This is a genomic window from Cellulomonas endophytica, from assembly GCF_004123805.1.
GTDB classification, from domain to species: Bacteria; Actinomycetota; Actinomycetes; order Actinomycetales; family Cellulomonadaceae; genus Cellulomonas; species Cellulomonas endophytica.
Genome location: NZ_RWJX01000072.1, coordinates 1 through 17,737 on the forward strand (window position 1 = coordinate 1; position 17,737 = coordinate 17,737).

The window sequence follows — 17,737 nt, forward strand, 5'->3', positions numbered from 1 at the left end:
TGCGCGCGCGGCCGCGGCGACCGCCGCGGCCCGCTCCGTGGCGAGGGCCAGGTCGCCGTCGGAGGCCCGGACCTCGCCGGCCACCCGTGCCGCCACGGCCGCCCGGGCGGCGGCGTCGGCCCGGGCGCCGCTGCGGGCGTCGGCACCGAGCCCGACGGCGACGGCCACGGGCAGCGGGGCGACGAGGAGCGCGAGCGCCACCCCGACGGACAGGCCCCGCCGACCGCCGCGCCGCCGGCCGTGCGCGTCCGTCATCGGGGCCCCGCCCCGCGGGCGCGCACCGGCGGCGGCGGGAGCACGGGACGGCGTCGGGCCGCGCGGAGGCGCCTCCGGGACCGCACGGCTCAGCGGGCGCGCCGGGCGGGCCGGTCGTCGGCCCGGTCCGTCACGACCATGACGGCGCAGCGGGCGTGGTGCAGGACGGCCTGGCTCGTCGAGCCGAGGAGGAGGCCGCTGAACCCGCCCCGCCCGCGCGACCCCACCACGACGAGGTCGGTGGCGGTGGAGAACTCCGTGAGCAGCTGCGCCCCCGTCCCGTCGAGGACGATCCGGCGGACGCGCACGCCGGGGTGGTCGAGCAGCACCTCGTCGACGACCGCGTCCAGCCGCTCCGCGCTCTCGGCCAGGATCTGCTCGTGGTCGGTGACGGCCGGCAGCCAGGCGAGGACGCCGGCGGAGGCCGCCAGCGGCACCGCGGCGACGGCCGTCAGCTCGGCGCCCCAGGCCTCGGCCTCCGCCAGCGCGTAGCGCAGCGCGCGCACCGCCTGGCGGGAGCCGTCGACGCCGACCACGATGCTCCGGACCGCGGGCGTGCCGTCGTGGACGTCGGCCGGGCCGGCCGGCGCGTCCTCCCACGGCACCACCGGCACGCTGCCCGTGGTCGGGAGCAGCACGTCCGCGCTGCCGACGGTGGCTCCCCCGCGCTCGGGGCCGAAGAGCCCGCCGACCGCCTCGTCGGGCCGCGCGGCGAGGGGCCGCCGCAGCGGCACGACGACCGTCGGGGAGTGCGCGTGCGCCGGGAGCGCCGACGAGAGCGTCCCGAGGAGGCGGTCGGCGAAGCCGCCCCGGCCCCGCGTGCCGACGACCGTCAGCGCGACCTCCCGGCTGAGGTCGACGAGCACGCCGGCGGCGTCCCCGGCGGCCAGCTCGGTGGTGACGGGGATGCCCTGGGTGTCGACCCAGGCGGCGGCGTCGGCGAGGGTCTCCTTCGCGCCGCGCTCGAGGACGGAGTCGTCGAACCCGCCGAAGCCGCCGTCCAGCGCCGTGGCGTAGGCGGGCAGGGCGTAGGAGCAGACGAGGCGCAGGCCCCAGCCGTGCCGGAGGGCCTCCGCGGCGGCCCAGCGCAGGGCGCCGGTGCCGGGCGCCGACCCGTCGACGCCCACGAGGACCGTGCCGTCGCGTCCCATCGCGCAGACCTCCGTCTCCGGGCGACGACCACCCCCGGGGCCGCGAGGCGCGGCGACCGGCGGCGGCGGCCGCGCCCTCGCGGCCGTCCCGGAGCACCACTATGACCGGACTTCACCCGCTGGGCCAGTAGCGCCCAGGGCACGGACCGGTCACGACGCACCACGGCCCGTGCCCCCGAGGGCGTCAGGACACCTGCGCCGCGGGCCGGGCGCCGCGGGCCGGGCGCCGCGCGTCAGGCGGCGGTGAGGTAGGGCGACCAGGCGGGCTCGGTCCGCACGGCCGCGGGGCCGAACGCGAGGGACCACCGGGGGGCGTGGGGCACGAACGGCAGCTCCCAGCCGATCTCGTGGAGCAGGCGGTCGGCCTTGCGGTGGTTGCACCGCATGCACGCGGCGACGACGTTCGCCCACTCGTGCCGGCCGCCCCGCGACCGCGGCAGCACGTGGTCGACCGTGTCCGCCGTGCCGCCGCAGTAGGCGCAGCGGTGGCCGTCCCGCTGCAGCACCGTGCGGCGGGTCGGCGGCACGGAGCGCCGCACGGGCACGTGCACGTAGCGCGTGAGGCACAGGACCACGGGCAGCGGCATCGTCAGGTGCTCCGCGTGCAGGCGGCCCGCCGACTCGAGCACCGTCGCCTTGTCCGTCATGACGAGCACCACGGCCCGGTGCACGCTGACGATGCAGAGCGGTTCCAGGCTCGCGTTGAGCAGCAGGGCTCGGGGGACGGCGGTCGTCAGCACGGGCGCACTCCTGACCTCGGTGGGCGGACCGGCTGGGTGCCGGCCGCTGGTGTGGAGCAGGTGGGGCGAAAGGCGTGGTGCGCGACCATTAGAGCACGAGGCCCCGACGGCACGGAGGTGCCGTCGGGGCCTCGTCGGAGGGGTGCGTGCGCGACCCGAGCGGGCGCGGTGGCCCGGCGCGGTCCCGCGGGCGGCCGGAGGGTGCGCCGGGTCGGTGGCCGGCCCGGGCGCCCGTGGGGCGCCGGGCCGCGCCGGCGTCAGAGGACGCGGATGAAGACCGGCGAGCTCTGCCAGATGCTGCGCAGCTGGATCGTCTTGCCCGGACGGGGCGCGTCGATCTGCATGCCGTCGCCGGCGTAGATGGAGATGTGCCCCGGGCTCCAGATGAGGTCCCCGGCGCGGGCCTCGGAGGCGGAGACGACCGTGCCGGCCCCCCGCTGCGCGGACGAGGTGCGGGGCAGCTCGACGCCGAGCTGGCGGAAGACGTACGAGGTGAAGCCGGAGCAGTCGAAGCCGGCGGGCGTCGTGCCGCCGTAGACGTACGGCACGCCGATGTACTGCGCGGCGATCTCGACCACGGAGCTCCCGGCCCCGGAGGCGGGCGCGGCCGCGGCCGGCTCGGCGGCGGGCGCCTCGACGGCGACCTCCTCCGTGGCGGGCTCGGCGGCCGGCTCGGCCACGGCGGCGCGCTCGGCGCTGCGCGAGGCCGTGGCGGCGCGCTCCACGACGGGCTCCGGCTCGGGCTCCGGCTCCGGCGGCGGCGGCGCCACGGCGGTGACCGCGGGGGCGTCGAACGTCCACGCCGCCTCCTGCGGGGCCGTGACGACCGGCGCCGCGGCGAGGGCGGCACGGGCCGCCGCCGTCAGGGCGTGGGTGTCGACGGACGCGGGCAGGCTGCCGGCCTCGGCGGGCGTGGCCGCGGCGGCGGGGGTGGCCCCCAGCATGCTCACGACGAGCCCGGAGGACGCCGCCACGACGGCGGTGCGGCGGCTGACGACGCCGATCTGCCCGGTGGTCACGGCGGCGAGGTCGGTCAGCGGCGTCGAGGGACGACGGGCGGCCCGGTGACGGGCGCGGGCGGCGCTGGGCGCGGTGGTGCTGGGGGTGGTGCTCACGGACACGCGGTTGCCTCTCCTGACGCCTGCGAGGTGAGCTGTCGGGTTCGGGCGGAGATCACCCGGCCGGGCGCGGACCTGGGTCCGTGCCGCGGCTTCACCCCAAGGACGTCCGGGTGGACGTCCGCTGTTGGTTCCCCCGTCCCTGCCGACGGTCGGATCGAGACCTCGACCGGCGGCAGGGCTCGGCGGACCGGTCGAGGGCTCCCGGGGAGGAGGGTCCCCAGGGCGGGACGACGGTACCGAGAGGACACGGGGATGTCACGTTCCGGTCACGGCCCGGGGGACGACGGGCCGCCCCCAGCCTGTCGACGCCACCGGGCCGCCGCCGTGACCAGGTGCGACGGCCTGGAGCGGTGAGGCATGTCACAGGCACCCGGACGGGTGAACGGTGGCCACCCCGGGAGGCACCACGGACGCGTCGGGGGTAGGGGAGGTCGGGACCCGACGGCGCGACGACGACCGGCCGGGTTCAGGCCGCGGGGGCGCCGACGAACACGTGGCGGGCGACCTCGTCGTCGAGCTCGAGGCCCTCCGCCCCGGCCGCGCCGACCTGCACGCGCCCGCCGCCGAGGTGCCGCACCACGACGCGGGCGCCGGGCCGCAGCCCCGCGTCCGCGAACTGCGCGAGGAGCTCCACGTCGACCTGGAGGGGCTCGGCGATCCGGGCGACGACCGCCTCCGTGCCCTCGTCCTCCTCCGGCGCGGGCGCGTCGCGCACCGTGCCGGCGACGCCACCGCCCGCGTGCGGCGCGGACGCCGTCACCGGGCGGCCCGCGGACCGCGCCGCCGTCCCGGTGGCGGCCAGCGCGGGCGCACGCCGGCCGAACTCGCTCAGGGGCACGACGCCGTCGAGGAAGCCCTCGAGCGCGCCCTGCTCGCCGATCTCGTCCAGACCCGGGATGGGGTTGCCGTAGGGGTCGTGCTGCGGGTGGTGCAGCAGCGCCGCCAGGCGCCGCTCCACCCGCTCGCTCATGACGTGCTCCCAGCGGCAGGCCTCCTCGTGGACGTACGGCCACTCCAGGCCGATGACGTCCGTGAGCAGCCGCTCCGCGAGGCGGTGCTTGCGCATGACGCGGACGGCCTTGGCCTCGCCCGCGGGGGTCAGCTCGAGGTGGCGGTCCCCGCTCACGACGAGGAGCCCGTCCCGCTCCATCCGCGCCACCGTCTGCGACACCGTGGGCCCGGAGTGGCCGAGGCGCTCGGCGATGCGGGCGCGCAGCGGCGTGCGGCCCTCCTCCGTCAGCTCGTAGATCGTCTTGAGGTACATCTCGGTGGTGTCGATCAGGTCGCTCACCGCTCCGCCTCCCGTGTCCGTCGAGCCCGCACGCGCCCCGGCCCGCGGCCGCCGGCGCACCCCCGGCCGCGACGGGCGCGGGCGGGGAGGACCGGGACCGTGCCACGGGGCGTCCCGGGCGCCAGGGTAGTCGGCCCGCCCGTCGCCCGGTCGCGGGCACCTACCCTCGGGCCGTGACCGCCGACGCCCCGCTCGTCCGGATCCCCGCCGACCTCCTGCCGCGCGACGGCCGCTTCGGCTGCGGGCCGTCCAAGGTCCGGCCCGAGCAGGTGGACGCGCTGTCCGCCGCCGGGCGCACCCTGCTGGGGACCTCGCACCGCCAGGCGCCCGTGCGCGCGCTCGTCGGCCGCGTGCGGGCGGGCCTGCGGGCCCTGTTCGACCTGCCGGCGGACCACGAGGTGGTGCTCGGCAACGGCGGGTCGACGATGTTCTGGGACGTCGCCGCCGCGTGCCTCGTCGAGCGGCGCGCGCAGCACGCGACCTTCGGGGAGTTCGGGGCGAAGTTCGCCGCCGCCACGACCGGCGCCCCCTTCCTCCTCGACCCCGACGTCCGCACGGCCGCACCCGGGTCGGTGGCCCTGCCGGTCGCGGTCGAGGGCGTGGACGCCTACGCGTGGCCGCACAACGAGACGTCCACGGGGGCGATGGCGCCCGTGGTCCGGCCCGCCGGGACGGAGGGCGCCCTCGCCCTCGTGGACGCGACGTCCGCGGCCGGCGGCCTCGCCGTCGACGTGCGCGAGACCGACGTCTACTACTTCGCGCCGCAGAAGTCCTTCGCCTCGGACGGCGGCCTGTGGCTGGCCCTGGCCTCGCCGGCGGCGGTCGAGCGGGCGGCGCGTCTCGAGCGGGACCGTCCCGGCGCCGACGGGACACCCGGCGGGCGCTGGGTGCCCGGATCGCTGTCCTTCACGGCGGCGCTGACGAACAGCCGCGCCGACCAGACCCTCAACACCCCGGCGATCGGCACCCTCGTCCTGCTCGCGGAGCAGGTGGAGTGGCTGCTCGACCGCGGCGGGCTGGCGTGGGCGGCCGCGCGCACGGCCGCGTCCGCCGCGCACCTGTACGGGTGGGCGGAGAGCCGGCCGTGGGCCGCGCCCTTCGTCGCCGACCCCGCGCACCGCTCCACCGTGGTGGGCACCGTCGACCTCGACCCGGCCGTGCCCGCCGCGGCGGTCATCGCGACGCTGCGGGCCCACGGGGTCGTCGACGTGGACCCCTACCGCAAGCTCGGGCGCAACCAGCTGCGGGTCGGCATGTTCCCCGCCGTCGACCCCGAGGACGTGCGCGCGCTCACCGCCTGCGTGGACCACGTCGTCGACCACCTGTAGACCCGGCCGGCACGCCCCCCGGTCCGGGTCCGGGCGGCGCCCCGGCCCCGGGACGGCGACGAGGGGCGGCCCCGCGTGCCCGGGACCACCCCTCGTCGGCCCTCGTCGGCCCTGTGCGACGTCAGGCCTGCGTCGCCCGACGCCGGCCGAGCGCCACGGCACCGGCCCCGACCGCCACCAGCGCGGCGGCGACGCCGGCGGCCGGGACCACGCCCGCGCCCGTGGCCGCGAGGACCGCCGAGCGCACCCCGCCGGCGGGCGTGCCCGGGTCGGCGAGGACGGCCGCGCGCACCGGCACGCAGGTCGCGCCCGTCGACGGGTACGCGACCGTGGCCGTGGTGGACAGGCCGCCGGCGGCGACGACGACGCGCAGGTCGCTCCCGGTCGCCCACGCGAAGTCGTCCCCGACGCGCCAGGCGCCCGCGGCGCTCCGGGTCCAGCCCGGCCAGTCCGTGACGCGCCCGTCGGCGGCGACGGTCGAGCCCGGCCACGGCACGGAACCCTGCAGCGGGAGGCCCGTGTAGGTCACGTCCTCGCCGTCCGGGTTCACGAAGGTGACGTCGGCCGTGGAGGCCGTCCTTCCGGACACGGTCGCCGCGTAGTCCAGGTGGGGGGCGTCGTCCGTGCACTCGGGGACGACCGTGGCGGCGACCTGGCAGGGCACCGCCGCGGTGTAGCCGTCCGACGTCCCGCAGCCGGCCGCGGCGGGCACCGCCGCGCCCGCGCCGGCCGCCGTGGCGACCCCGACCCCTGCCGCGACGAGCACCGTCGCCCCGAACCTCACGAACCTGTCCATGACCTCTCCCCCCGACCGATCTCGACGTCCCCATCCTCACCGCGGGGCCCTGCCCGGTGGCAGGACCAAGCGGGTGATTCGGACGTTTCACCCACCCCCGCCGGGCGGTCCGCCCCGGTACGTCCGGTGCGCCGACCTGCGAGGACCCCGCTCGTCGCCCGCCCCCGACGCGTGCTCCTCCCGGCCGGTCGGCCGACGCCCGGCCGTCCCGGGCAGGACGGCGGGAGCATCCCGCAGCGCGCACCGGGGCTGCGGGCCGTCGTCCACAGGCACCCCGGCGCCCGTGCCCGACCTCTGCGCGCGGCGGCCCGTCAGCCGCAGGCGCGTCGCGTGCGGCCGGGGTCCGTCGCCGTCGGGGTGGTGCGCACCGCGAGGGCGTCGCCGGAGACCGGGACCACGAGCCGCACGGTGCGGCTCTCGCCCGGCGCGAACGTCAGCCCGACGGCCTGCGCGCCGCGACCGGCGAGAGTCGCCGACGTCCCCGTGACGGCCGCCCCGTCCACCTCGAGCGCCTCGAGGGTCGCCCCGACGGGCGCCAGGGCGTCGAGGGTCAGCGTGAGCACGCCCGGCGCCCGCGTGCCGACCGGACCCTGGACGTAGGCCGGCAGGTCGGCGAGGTCCGCCGCGGCCAGGCGGTGGGCGAGGTCCACGCGGACGGTCGCCGTGCCCGTGCCGTCCGGGCGGCAGGTCAGCCGCTCCACGCTCGTGCGCGCGGACAGCCAGGCCCCGAGCTTGCCGCCGGTGCTGTCGTTGAGGAGCACGGCGACCTCGTCCGCGGCGTCGGGCCGCGCCGCCGCACCCGCGCCCGCCGCCGCCGGGTCGACGAGGAACACGCCGCCGACCTCGGTCGTCGCGAGCTCGGCCTGCTCCGCCGGGTCGGCGGACCACACGAGCAGGCGCCCCTCCGCCGCCGCCCGGGCCCCGGCCCCCGCGACCTCGACGACCCCGCCCGCCCCGCCGCCGAGCGCCGCGAGCACGCTCGCGCTCACCTGCGCGAACCAGCCGTCGGCGTCCGCGGGGTCGGCGAACCGCCGGTAGGCCGTGCGGAGCAGCTCGTCGACGACCCCGGGCGCCCCTACCGACGTGCCGTCCGGGAGCGGGACCGGCCCCGTCGCCGCGAGCAGGTAGGACAGCGCCACGGGGTCGGCGGCGACGACGCCGTCCACGGCCCCCGGCCGCTGCCGTGCCCAGTGGGCGGCGACGAGCGCCGCGGCCCGCGGGAAGTCGGGCGTCATCGTCGCGTTCTGCACGTACCGGCCGAGGCCGTCGCCGAAGAGCGCCACCTCCTCCTCCGACAGCGGCAGCACCGGCTCGGGGACGCCCGGCAGGTCGGAGGTGCTGAGCTGGTCGCCGACGGTCAGTCGGCCGTCCTCGACCCGCACCTCGCGGACCGCGCCGACGATGCCGCCGAGCGAGCGGGGCTCGGCCAGGTTCTGCGAGACGACGAGGTACGTCCGCGGCCCGTCGGCGCCCAGCATCCCGGGCAGCACCCGTGCCGCGGTGGCCGCGCGGTCCAGGCCGGACGCGAGGGCGTGCAGCCCCTCGCCTGCGGTGCCCACGCCCTCGGCCACGGGTCCGACGAGCCCGTCCCGGCGCACGGCGGCGACGGCGGCGTCCGCGTCGACGGCGACCCCGGCGGCCCGCGTCAGCGCCGGCGCCAGCGCCGCCACCGCGTCGGGGTCGACGAGCCGCGACGCGTCGTCGGCGGCACCGTCCGCAGCACCGCCGGTGGCACCGCCGGCAGCGCCGTCCGCCGCGCCCCCGCCCTGCTCCAGGAGCGCCTCGCCCGCGGTCAGCACCTCGGGCAGGGCGCGCTGCGCGACGGCGTCGAGCGCGCCGGCGACCGTCCCCACGGCGCCCAGCTGCGGCCCCACGAGCGGGAGCCCCTCGGCGGCCCGCCACACCACGTCCCGCTGCGCGACGGCCCGAGCGCTCGCGGCGCGCAGGTCGGACAGGGCCGTCCGGGCCGCCCCGAGGTCCTCCGCCCGCGCCGCGTCCTCGAGGCCGGCGACGGCGCCCCGCGCGTCGGCGAGCGCGTCGCGCACGAGGAGCACGCGGACCCCGAGCCACCCGCCGACCAGCACGACGAGCGCCAGGGCGGCGGCCCCGACCAGGACCGCCGGGGAGCGCCGGGCCCGGACGACACCGCCGGCGCCGCTGCCGCCGGGGTCGCCGGGCTCGTCGGCGGGGCCGTCGACGGCGTCCCTGCGGACGGCCTCCCCGCCGGCGCCGGTGCTCGGGTCGTCGCGTCGGGCCACCGGGCGATGCTGCCACGGCGGCCGGGTGCGACCGCCCGGCACGGCCGCCCCTCCGAGCGCGGCGCCTCAGGCCGCGGCGGTCCGGCCCTGCGCGTCGCGGACGGCCTGCGCGTCGGCGGCCGCGGTCCGCCGGTCCTCGCGCTCGGCCGCGAGGTCCTCGGGGTGCAGCACCTGCAGGTGCGGGCGGTGCCGCAGCCGGTAGTGCACCTCGACGTGCCAGGCGCGCCGCGCCCAGAACGCCGCGGCGACCGCCACGACGACGGCCGACAGCGCCCCGATCCCGACCGCCCAGCGCGCCCCGAGGTGCTCGCCGACCCACCCCACGAGCGGCGACCCGACGGGCGTCGCGCCGAGGAACACCATCATGTACAGCGCCATGACGCGGCCCCGGACGGCGGGGTCGGTGCTCATCTGGATGGTCGAGTTGGCCGCGGTCATCATCGTCAGCGACGACAGCCCGACGAGGACGCCCGTCGCGACGTAGGTCTCCCAGGTCGGCATGAGCGCCATGAGGGCCGACGAGACGCCGAAGGCGAAGGCGGAGCCGATGACGAGCCGCACGCGGGGCCGGTCGCGCCGGGCCGCCAGGAGCGCCCCCGTGAGGGAGCCGACCGCCAGCACGGACCCCGCGATGCCGTAGTCCTGCGCGCCGCGCCCGAACTCCGTGCGCGCCATCATCGCGCTCGTCAGCTGGAAGTTGAGGCCGAAGGTCGAGACCACCCCGACGACGACCATGATGAGGAGGATGTCCGTGCGGCCGCGCACGTAGGCGACGCCCTCGCGGATCTGCCCCGGCCGGCGGGCGGCGACGGGCATGCGGCGCAGCTCGTCGCCCCGCATGGCCGCGAGCGCGACGAGCGTGGCGGCGAACGTGACGGAGTTCAGGACGAACACCCAGCCGGTGCCGATCGCGGCGATGAGGAGGCCGGCGGCGCCCGGGCCGATGAGCCGGGCGGCGTTGAACGAGGCGCTGTTGAGGCCGACGGCGTTCGCCAGCCCGCTCTCGGGGACGAGCTCGGCGACGAAGGTCTGCCGCACGGGCGCGTCGATCGCGGACACGCAGCCCAGCAGGCCGGCGAACACGTAGACGTGCCACAGCTGCGCGTGGCCGCCGAGGACGAGCAGGCCGAGGCCCAGGGCGAGCAGCCCCTGGGCCACCTGCGTGGCGGCGAGGAGGCGCCGCCGGTCGAGCCGGTCGGCCAGGACGCCCGCCACCGGCGAGAGCAGCAGGGTCGGCCCGAACTGCAGCGCGGTGGTGATGCCGACCGCGAGCCCGGAGTCCTGCGTGAGGACCGTGAGCACGAGCCAGTCCTGCGCCACCCGCTGCATCCAGGTGCCCACGTTCGCGACGAGCGCGCCGGCGAACCACAGGCGGTAGTTGCGGTACCGCAGGGACGAGAAGGTCTTGCTCACGACGTGGCGATCCTCCGGAGCAGCTGCGCGGCGTCCTCGAGGACGGCCCGCTCCTGCGGGGTGAGGCCGTCGAGGCGGCCGGCGAGCCACACGTCGCGGCGCAGGCGCGTCTGGCGCACCTCGGCCTCCCCGGCGGGGGTGAGGGTGACGACGACCTGCCGGCCGTCGGTCGGGTGGTCGGCCTTCGCGACGAGGCCCAGGTCGGCGAGCAGGCCGACGGTCCGCGTCATCGCCGGCGCGGCGATGTGCTCGGCCTCGGCGAGCTGGCCCGGGGTCATCGGCCCGTGCAGGTCCAGGAGGGCGACGACGTTGAACTGCGGGTCCGACAGGCCGGCGTCGCCGCGCTCGTTCTTGATGCGCCGCGCCGCCCGCGAGATCGCGACGCGCAGCTCGGCGGCGAGGGCGCCGGTCGTCGCGGGGGTGGTGGTCACGTCCTTAACGTAGTTCACTACCTCCGGTCACGACCTCTCGGGTCCCGCCCCTCCACAGGATCCCCACGGCGCCGCCGCCGGCACCGCCCCCGTGCGCCGTGGCGGCACGCCTACGGTGGGCCGGTGCCCGCGACGACCCGTCCCCTCCCCCGGCCGGTCCTCGCCTCGGCCCTGGCGGTGTGGGCGCTCCTCGTCGCGCGGATCACGCTCGGGGACGCCCCCGCCGACGAGGGCACCTCCGACGCCGTGCGCGCCGCGGTCGCGTGGCTGGCCGCGCGCGGGGTGCCGATCACGTGGCTGGGGCTCGAGGCCGTCTCCAACGTCGTGATGTTCGTGCCGCTGGGCGCCCTCGCGCTGCCGCTCCTGCACGGGGGGCCGCCCCGGGCCCGCCGGCCGCTGCTCGCCGCCGCGCTCGTCGTCGCCGCGGGGGCGCTGGCCTCGGCCGGCATCGAGACGACCCAGGCCACGCTCCTGCCGACCCGCGTCCCGACCGTGCAGGACGTCGTCCTCAACACGCTGGGCACGGCCGTCGGGGCGGCGGCGGCGTCCCTCGTCGGACGGCCGCGCCGCCGCCCGGCGACCGGCGGGGTCCCGGCGCCCGCGAGGACCGGCGCGCCGGCGGGAGCCCGCACGCGCCGCTGACGCCGGCACGGGACCGTCCGGGGAACGGCACGGGCCACCGGCCCCCGCGCAGGGCGGGGTGCCGGTGGCCCGGGGGGACGCGGGTCCGTCAGGGGCGGCCGAGCGCCCGGTACGTCCAGCCCGCCGCGCGCCAGACCCGGGGGTCCAGCACGTTGCGGCCGTCGAGGATCCGGCGGTGCGCGACGACCTCGGCCAGGGCGGCCGGGTCGAGCTCGCGGTACTCGGTCCACTCCGTCGCCAGGAGCACGACGTCCGCGTCCTGGGCCGCCTCGAGGGCGCTGTCGGCGAAGTGCAGGTCCGGCCACTTGGCGCGGGCGTTCGCCACGGCCTCGGGGTCCGTCACGGTGACGTGGGCCCCCTGCAGCTGCATCTGCGCCGCCACGGACAGGGCCGGCGAGTCGCGGACGTCGTCGGAGTTCGGCTTGAACGCGGCGCCGAGGACGGCGACCTTCTTGCCGACGATGGACCCGTCGCAGACCTCGCGGGCGAGGTCGACGACGCGCACCCGGCGACGCATGTTGATGGAGTCGACCTCGCGCAGGAACGACAGCGCCTGGTCGACGCCGAGCTCGCCGGCGCGGGCCATGAAGGCGCGGATGTCCTTGGGGAGGCAGCCGCCGCCGAAGCCGAGGCCGGCGTTGAGGAACTTGCGGCCGATGCGGGCGTCGTAGCCGATGGCGTCGGCGAGGCGGGTGACGTCGGCCCCCGTGGCCTCGCAGAGCTCGGCCATCGCGTTGATGAAGGAGATCTTCGTCGCGAGGAACGAGTTCGCGGCGACCTTGACGAGCTGCGCCGTGGCGAAGTCCGTCGTCACCAGGGGCGTGCCCTCGGACAGCGTCCGGGCGTAGACCTCGTCGAGGACGCCCTGGGCCTTCACGCCCTCGGGCGTCGGGACGCCCTCCTCGTCCGTCGGCAGGCCGTAGACGAGGCGGTCGGGGTGCAGCGTGTCCTTGACGGCGAAGCCCTCGCGGAGGAACTCGGGGTTCCACACGAGCGTGGCGCCCGTGGCGGCGAGGCGCTCGGACAGGCCCTCGGCGGTGCCGACGGGGACCGTCGACTTGCCGGCGACGACGTCCCCGGGGGCGACGTGCTCCACCAGCGCGTCGAACGCGCTGTTGACGTAGCGCATGTCGGCGGCGAACTCGCCCTGCTTCTGCGGCGTGCCCACGCAGAGGAAGTGCACCTGCGCGCCGGCGACGGCGGACATGTCCGTCGAGAAGTGCAGGCGGCCCGTCTCGCGGGCCGAGGTCAGCAGCTCGGGCAGGCCGGGCTCGAAGAAGGGGGCACGGCCCGCCTCCAGCGCCTCGATCTTGCGGGGGTCCACGTCGATGCCGATGACGTCGTGGCCCAGCTGGGCCATGCAGGCGGCGTGCACGGCACCGAGGTAGCCGCAGCCGATCACAGAGATCCGCATGCTCGCTCCAATCTCTCCAGGACGGCTGGGGGTCGCGTCGAGGCTAGCCGGGCCGGGGGGCCGGTCGGGACCGGTCTGCCCGGTTTCGCCCGGTCGGGCTCGTCACACTCGCGTGGAGGTCACCCGCCCGGCCCCCGGGCGCCCGGGGACGCCGCCGGGGCCCGGGCCCGCTGCCCGGCGTCAGACCCCGGCGAGCGACCGCAGCGGGACGATGAGGAAGTACGCCACGAACAGCACCGCGACCACCCACATGAGCGGGTGCACGGCCCGGGCCTTCCCCAGGGCGAGCTTGAGCACCACGAACGAGATGACCCCGGCGCCCATGCCCACGGTGATGGAGTAGGCGAAGGGCATGAGGACGATCGTGAGGAAGGCCGGGACGGCGATCTCCACGTCCTTCCAGTCGATCCCCGCCACCTGGACGACCATGAGGAACCCGACGACGACGAGCGCCGGCGTCGCCGCCTCGAAGGGCACCACGTCGACGAGCGGCGACAGGAACGTGGCCAGCAGGAACGCCACGCCGGTGGTGACGGAGGCCAGGCCCGTGCGCGCCCCGTCGCCGACGCCCGCGGCCGACTCGACGTAGGAGGTGTTCGAGGACACGGAGCCCATGCCGCCCGCGGCGGCCGCGACGGAGTCGACGACGAGGATCTGGCGGGTCCGCGGGGGGTTGCCCTCCTCGTCGAGCAGGCCGGCCTCGCCGCCGATGGCGACCATCGTCCCCATCGTGTCGAAGAAGTCCGCGAGCAGGAGGGTGAAGACGAGCAGCACGACCGCCACGACGCCGATCTTCTCGATCGAGCCGAACAGCGAGAACTGGCCGAGCAGCGAGAAGTCGGGCGCCTGGACGACCGACGAGGGCAGGGCCGGGACGTTGAGCGCCCAGCCGCCGGGGTTCACCGCCTCCCCGTCCGTGCGGGGGCCGATCCGGCCGACCGCCTCCACGACGAGCGCGAGCAGCGTCGCGACGACGATCGCGATGAGGATCGCGCCCTTCACCCGGCGGGCCACGAGCACGACGGCCAGCAGGAGGCCGACGACGAACACGAGCAGGGGCCACGAGCCGAGCGACCCGGAGACGCCGAGCTCGACGGGCGTGGCCTGCGAGGCGGGGATGCGCACGAACCCGGAGTCGACGAGACCGATGAAGGCGATGAACAGGCCGATGCCGACGCTGATCGCCGTCTTGAGCTGCGCCGGCACCGCGTGGAAGACCGCCTCCCGGAACCCGGTGAGGACGAGCACGAGGATGATGAGGCCCTCGAGGACGACGATGCCCATGGCGTCCGCCCAGGTCATCCCGGGCAGGAAGGCCACGGAGTACGTGACGACGGCGTTGAGGCCGAGGCCGGCCGCCAGCGCGAGCGGGAAGCGCCCGACGACGCCCATGAGGATGGACATCAGGCCCGCCACGAGCGCGGTCGCCGCCGCGACCGCCGGGAGGTCCGGGACGTCGCCGCCGCCGAGGAACGTGCCCTCGCCGCCGTCGGACCGGACCGTGCCGATGATGAGCGGGTTCAGCACGATGATGTAGCTCATCGTGAAGAAGGTGACCAGGCCGCCGCGGATCTCGGTGCCGACGGTCGACCCGCGCCGGGTGATCTCGAAGTAGCGGTCGAGCGCGCCGAGGGGGCCGCGCGCCGCCGGGGCCGCCGTCGCGGCCGGGGAGGGGTTCGCCATGGGCGCAGTGTGGCAGCCGGGCGGACGACGGCCCCGCCACGTCCGCGGCGACCCCGCCGGTGCCCGCGGCGTGACCCATGATGGGCGCGTGAGCGAGCCTGCCGCCCCGTCCTCGCCCGTCGCCGACCCCGCCGCCGTGCCCGCCGTCGTGCCCGCCGCCGTGCCGCCTGCCGCGCCCGTCGCCGCGCCCGCGTTCCGGGTGCTCGTCGTGTGCACGGGCAACGTCTGCCGCTCCCCCGCCGTCGAGCGGCTGCTCGCCGCGGCGCTGCCCGAGGGCTCCGGCGTCGAGGTCGCCTCCGCCGGCACCGGGGCGCTCGCCGGGGCCGCGATGGCCGCGCCCATGGCGGCCCTCGTGCGGGAGGCCGGCGCCGACCCCGACGGCTTCGTCGCGCGGCAGCTGCGCCCGGAGCACCTGCGCGGGGCGGGCCTCGTGCTCGTCGCGACGCGGCGGCACCGGTCGGCGGTCGTCGAGGTGCTGCCCGCCGCCGTCCGGCGGACGTTCACGCTGCGCGAGATCGGGCGGCTCCTGGAGGCCACCGACGTGGACGCCCTGCTCGCGGAGGCGCCCGCCGGCACGGGCCGGCGGGGGCCGGCCGCCCGGCTCGCCGCCCTCGTGCCGCTGCTCGCCGCCCGCCGTGGCCTCGCGCCGGCCGCCGACCCCGCCGAGGACGACGTCGTCGACCCGTGGAACGGCCCGGCCTCGCTCTACCGGGAGTCGTTCGACGCCCTCGTGCCCGGCGTCCGGGCGCTCGCCGCCGCAGCCCGCGGCTGACCCGCCCCCCGCCGCCCCCCGGCCGCGCGGCGGGTGGGGCGCCTCGGCGTCGCACTCCGCCGTCGGAGGGGCACCTCCCGGTGCGACACCGACGGCAGAGTGCGACACCGACGGTGAGGTGAGGCGCCGACGGTGCGGTGGGGCGCCGACGGTGCGGTGGGGCGCCGACGGGCCGGCTGGGGCCGGGCCTCGTCGGGGGTGCGACGAGGAGCGGCCCGGCGTCGGGACGTGACGCCCGGGCCGACGCCTTCAGGAGTACGCGTCCGCGTCGCACTTCGCCGTCAGAGGGGCACCTCCAGGTGCGACACCGACGGCAGAGTGCGACGCCGACCGTGAGGTGGGGCGCCGACGGCGACGTCGGCGCCGACGGGCCGGGGGCGGCCGGGCCTCGTCGGGGGTGCGACGCGGAGCGGCCCGGCGGGACGTGACGGCCGGGCCGGCGCCTCGGGGGTAGGCGTCCGCGTCGCACTTCGCCGTCGGAGGGGCACCTCCAGGTGCGTCGCCGACGGCGAGATGCGACGCCGACGGGAAGGTGGGGCGCCGACGGGGAGGTGGGGCGCCGACGGGGAAGTGCGACACCGACGTGTGAGGTGGGGTGCCGACGGAGAGGTGCGGCGGGGGCGGCGGGGACGACGACGCGCGCCCCGTCACCCGGAGGGGTGACGGGGCGCGCGCCGGGCCCTGACGTCGGGACGTGACGCCGAGGGCGACGCCTCAGGGGAGGACGACGACGGACAGCCGGCCGGGGCCGTAGCCGGAGACGGTGACGTCGAGGTCGAGGCGCCGGACGAACGCGAGCGCGAAGCCCGCGAGGTCGTTCGGCAGGCGGTCGGCCGGGCCGAAGGTGCCGTCGAGCTTGAGGTGCGGGGTGTCGTCGTGGTTGAAGAGCGAGGCCATGACGTTGAGCACCTCCCCCGCGTTCTCGGCGAGGTCGTCGGGGAGCTCGTGGTCGGCCACGGCCTCCTGGGCGGTGCGCGCCGGCACGAGGCCGATCGCCGCACCGAGGAAGGCGGCCAGCGCGCCGTCGACGAGCACGAGGGCCTGCGCGGAGAGGCGCTGGTCGACGTACACGCCGGCGAGGGCGCCGCCGGGGGCGTCGGGGTCGACCTTGAGGCCGCCCGTGGCGACCTCGACGTCCCGTCCGACGAGGGACTCCAGGAGGTCACGGACCTCCTTGGCGTTGGGCAGCGGGTTCGCGTCGCTCATCTCGTCCCCCTCAGGCCAGGACCGGCTCGATGACCTCGCGGAAGGACTCCGCGGTGAACGGCTTCGCGATGAGGAACAGCGCGCCGGCCTCGTCGGCCGTCTCGCGCATCTCCGCGGAGCCCTCCGAGGTGACGAAGCCGAACGGCGTCTCGAAGCCCTCCGCGCGCAGGCGGCGCAGCAGCTCGATGCCGGTCATCTCGGGCATGTTCCAGTCGGACAGGACGACGTCGGGCTCGTCCTCGCGCACGGCCTCGAGGGCCTCGGCGCCGTTGGCGGCCTCGCGCACCTGCCAGTCGTAGCCGGCCTGGCGCAGCGTACGGACGACGATCTGGCGCATGACGCGGCTGTCGTCGGCCACGAGCACTCGGATCACGGTTCTCTGCTCCTTGTTCGGTCCTGGCGCGTCAGGCGACGAGCCAGATGCTGATGACGATGGGCTGCCCGCGCCAGGACAGCCGGAGCTCCTCCGCCACGGGGGCGTCGACCGCGGGGGCCGTCCCGAGGGCGACTTGCGGCAGCCCGAGGGACCCCTGCACGGGGAGGAGCGACTTGATGTTCCCGCCGACCACGTTGGCGATCTCGCCGAACGCGTCCACCAGGTCCGACTCACCGATCGGCTCCTGCGGGCCCATCATGAGGAGTGCGCGGGCCAGCTCGTGCGCCGTGTCGAGCTCGCACACGAGGGCCGCGCGCCCGGCGACCTCCCCGTGCAGGTCGACCCAGGCGCACAGGGGCTCGACGGCCTCGGGCAGCTCGCCGTACCAGGGCAGCAGCAGCCCGGCGTCGCCGTCGACCATCGCCGAGAAGACGGCCTCGGCGATGGCGAGGACCTGGTCGGTGTCCACGGTGGTGACGGTCATGCCGGCTCCTCGACGGGCTGGGCGACGGCGTACGGGTCGCCGTACGCGTCGGCGTAGGAGGGGACGGCCACGAGCCCGAGCAGCTCGAGCTTGTCGCGGATCGCGTCCGGGGTGAAGGGCTTGATGAGGTACTCGTGCGCACCGGCCGCCAGGGCCCGCACGATCTGCGACTGCTCGCTCTCGGTGGTGACCATCATGAGCGTCACCGACCGCCAGCGCGGGTCGGAGCGGACGCGGCTGACGAAGGTCAGGCCGTCCATCACGGGCATGTTCCAGTCGATGCAGGCGAGGTCGACCTCGATCCCGCTCTCGAGCTGGTCCAGTGCGTCCTGGCCGTGCTCGGCCTGGTAGGTCTCGAAGCCGAGACCGTGGAGGG

The 17,737-nt window shown here is 77.4% G+C and carries 18 protein-coding genes and 1 riboswitch; of the genes, 3 read left to right on the forward strand and 15 right to left on the reverse strand.

The window, feature by feature from the left end; translation table 11 throughout:
* The 5 genes from EJA20_RS15255 to EJA20_RS15275 all read right to left on the reverse strand — a co-directional run.
* Nucleotides 1-255 (reverse strand): hypothetical protein (locus tag EJA20_RS15255; RefSeq protein ID WP_205687534.1); only part of this gene is annotated, 255 nt, incomplete at its 3' end.
* Nucleotides 256-344: 89 nt separating this feature from the next.
* The gene (locus EJA20_RS15260; RefSeq protein WP_129339356.1) at nt 345-1,406 is read right to left on the reverse strand and encodes a universal stress protein; all 1,062 of its coding nucleotides are present in this window, start codon (nt 1,404-1,406) and stop codon (nt 345-347) included.
* A 233-nt stretch (nt 1,407-1,639) separates the two neighbouring features.
* Nucleotides 1,640-2,146, reverse strand: a complete 507-nt coding sequence (locus EJA20_RS15265; protein ID WP_240675543.1) for an HNH endonuclease — start codon at nt 2,144-2,146, stop codon at nt 1,640-1,642.
* Nucleotides 2,147-2,403: 257 nt separating this feature from the next.
* Entirely contained in the window at nt 2,404-3,261 is an 858-nt protein-coding gene (locus EJA20_RS15270; RefSeq protein WP_129339357.1) for a C40 family peptidase, read from the reverse strand.
* A 9-nt stretch (nt 3,262-3,270) separates the two neighbouring features.
* A riboswitch (cyclic di-AMP (ydaO/yuaA leader) is annotated at nt 3,271-3,430 on the reverse strand.
* 303 nt (nt 3,431-3,733) lie between these two features.
* Entirely contained in the window at nt 3,734-4,558 is an 825-nt protein-coding gene (locus EJA20_RS15275; protein WP_129339358.1) for a metal-dependent transcriptional regulator, read from the reverse strand.
* A 173-nt stretch (nt 4,559-4,731) separates the two neighbouring features.
* Here EJA20_RS15275 and serC point away from each other — a divergent pair, with 173 nt between their 5' ends.
* Nucleotides 4,732-5,886, forward strand: a complete 1,155-nt coding sequence (gene serC / locus EJA20_RS15280; RefSeq protein WP_129339359.1) for a phosphoserine transaminase — start codon at nt 4,732-4,734, stop codon at nt 5,884-5,886.
* A gap of 121 nt (nt 5,887-6,007) precedes the next feature.
* Here serC and EJA20_RS15285 read toward each other — a convergent pair whose 3' ends face one another.
* The 4 genes from EJA20_RS15285 to EJA20_RS15300 all read right to left on the reverse strand — a co-directional run bounded on the left by EJA20_RS15285 (nt 6,008) and on the right by EJA20_RS15300 (nt 10,784).
* A complete protein-coding gene (locus EJA20_RS15285; protein ID WP_129339360.1) occupies nt 6,008-6,682 on the reverse strand; it encodes a peptidase in 675 nt (224 codons plus the stop codon).
* A gap of 311 nt (nt 6,683-6,993) precedes the next feature.
* Entirely contained in the window at nt 6,994-8,940 is a 1,947-nt protein-coding gene (locus EJA20_RS15290) for a DUF4012 domain-containing protein (RefSeq protein WP_129339361.1), read from the reverse strand.
* Nucleotides 8,941-9,006: 66 nt separating this feature from the next.
* Nucleotides 9,007-10,353 (reverse strand): MFS transporter, encoded by a 1,347-nt coding sequence (locus tag EJA20_RS15295; protein ID WP_129339362.1) that lies wholly within the window; start codon nt 10,351-10,353, stop codon nt 9,007-9,009.
* A complete protein-coding gene (locus EJA20_RS15300; protein WP_129339363.1) occupies nt 10,350-10,784 on the reverse strand; it encodes a MarR family winged helix-turn-helix transcriptional regulator in 435 nt (144 codons plus the stop codon). Before EJA20_RS15300 ends, EJA20_RS15295 begins: the two co-directional genes overlap by 4 nt.
* Before the next feature lie 123 nt (nt 10,785-10,907).
* Here EJA20_RS15300 and EJA20_RS19560 point away from each other — a divergent pair, with 123 nt between their 5' ends.
* Nucleotides 10,908-11,426 (forward strand): VanZ family protein, encoded by a 519-nt coding sequence (locus EJA20_RS19560; protein ID WP_240675544.1) that lies wholly within the window; start codon nt 10,908-10,910, stop codon nt 11,424-11,426.
* A gap of 88 nt (nt 11,427-11,514) precedes the next feature.
* Here EJA20_RS19560 and EJA20_RS15310 read toward each other — a convergent pair whose 3' ends face one another.
* Nucleotides 11,515-12,840 (reverse strand): UDP-glucose dehydrogenase family protein, encoded by a 1,326-nt coding sequence (locus tag EJA20_RS15310; protein ID WP_129339364.1) that lies wholly within the window; start codon nt 12,838-12,840, stop codon nt 11,515-11,517.
* Nucleotides 12,841-13,020: 180 nt separating this feature from the next.
* Nucleotides 13,021-14,523 carry an NCS2 family permease gene (locus EJA20_RS15315; protein ID WP_129339365.1) on the reverse strand — a complete coding sequence of 501 codons (1,503 nt, stop codon included), beginning with the start codon at nt 14,521-14,523 and terminating at the stop codon, nt 13,021-13,023.
* 88 nt (nt 14,524-14,611) lie between these two features.
* On the opposite strand from EJA20_RS15315, the gene EJA20_RS15320 reads away from it, so the two are divergent.
* On the forward strand, nt 14,612-15,295 hold the full coding sequence (locus EJA20_RS15320; protein WP_276319549.1) for an arsenate reductase/protein-tyrosine-phosphatase family protein: 684 nt from the start codon (nt 14,612-14,614) through the stop codon (nt 15,293-15,295).
* A gap of 714 nt (nt 15,296-16,009) precedes the next feature.
* On the opposite strand, the gene EJA20_RS15325 is transcribed toward EJA20_RS15320, so the two are convergent.
* From EJA20_RS15325 to EJA20_RS15340, 4 genes are all read right to left on the reverse strand, one after another.
* The gene (locus tag EJA20_RS15325) at nt 16,010-16,501 is read right to left on the reverse strand and encodes a hypothetical protein (protein WP_129339367.1); all 492 of its coding nucleotides are present in this window, start codon (nt 16,499-16,501) and stop codon (nt 16,010-16,012) included.
* 10 nt (nt 16,502-16,511) lie between these two features.
* The gene (locus EJA20_RS15330) at nt 16,512-16,871 is read right to left on the reverse strand and encodes a response regulator (RefSeq protein ID WP_129339372.1); all 360 of its coding nucleotides are present in this window, start codon (nt 16,869-16,871) and stop codon (nt 16,512-16,514) included.
* A 34-nt stretch (nt 16,872-16,905) separates the two neighbouring features.
* A complete protein-coding gene (locus tag EJA20_RS15335; RefSeq protein ID WP_129339368.1) occupies nt 16,906-17,361 on the reverse strand; it encodes a chemotaxis protein CheX in 456 nt (151 codons plus the stop codon).
* On the reverse strand, nt 17,358-17,737 hold a 380-nt coding region (locus EJA20_RS15340; protein WP_129339369.1), incomplete at its 5' end, for a response regulator. The genes EJA20_RS15340 and EJA20_RS15335, both read right to left, overlap by 4 nt.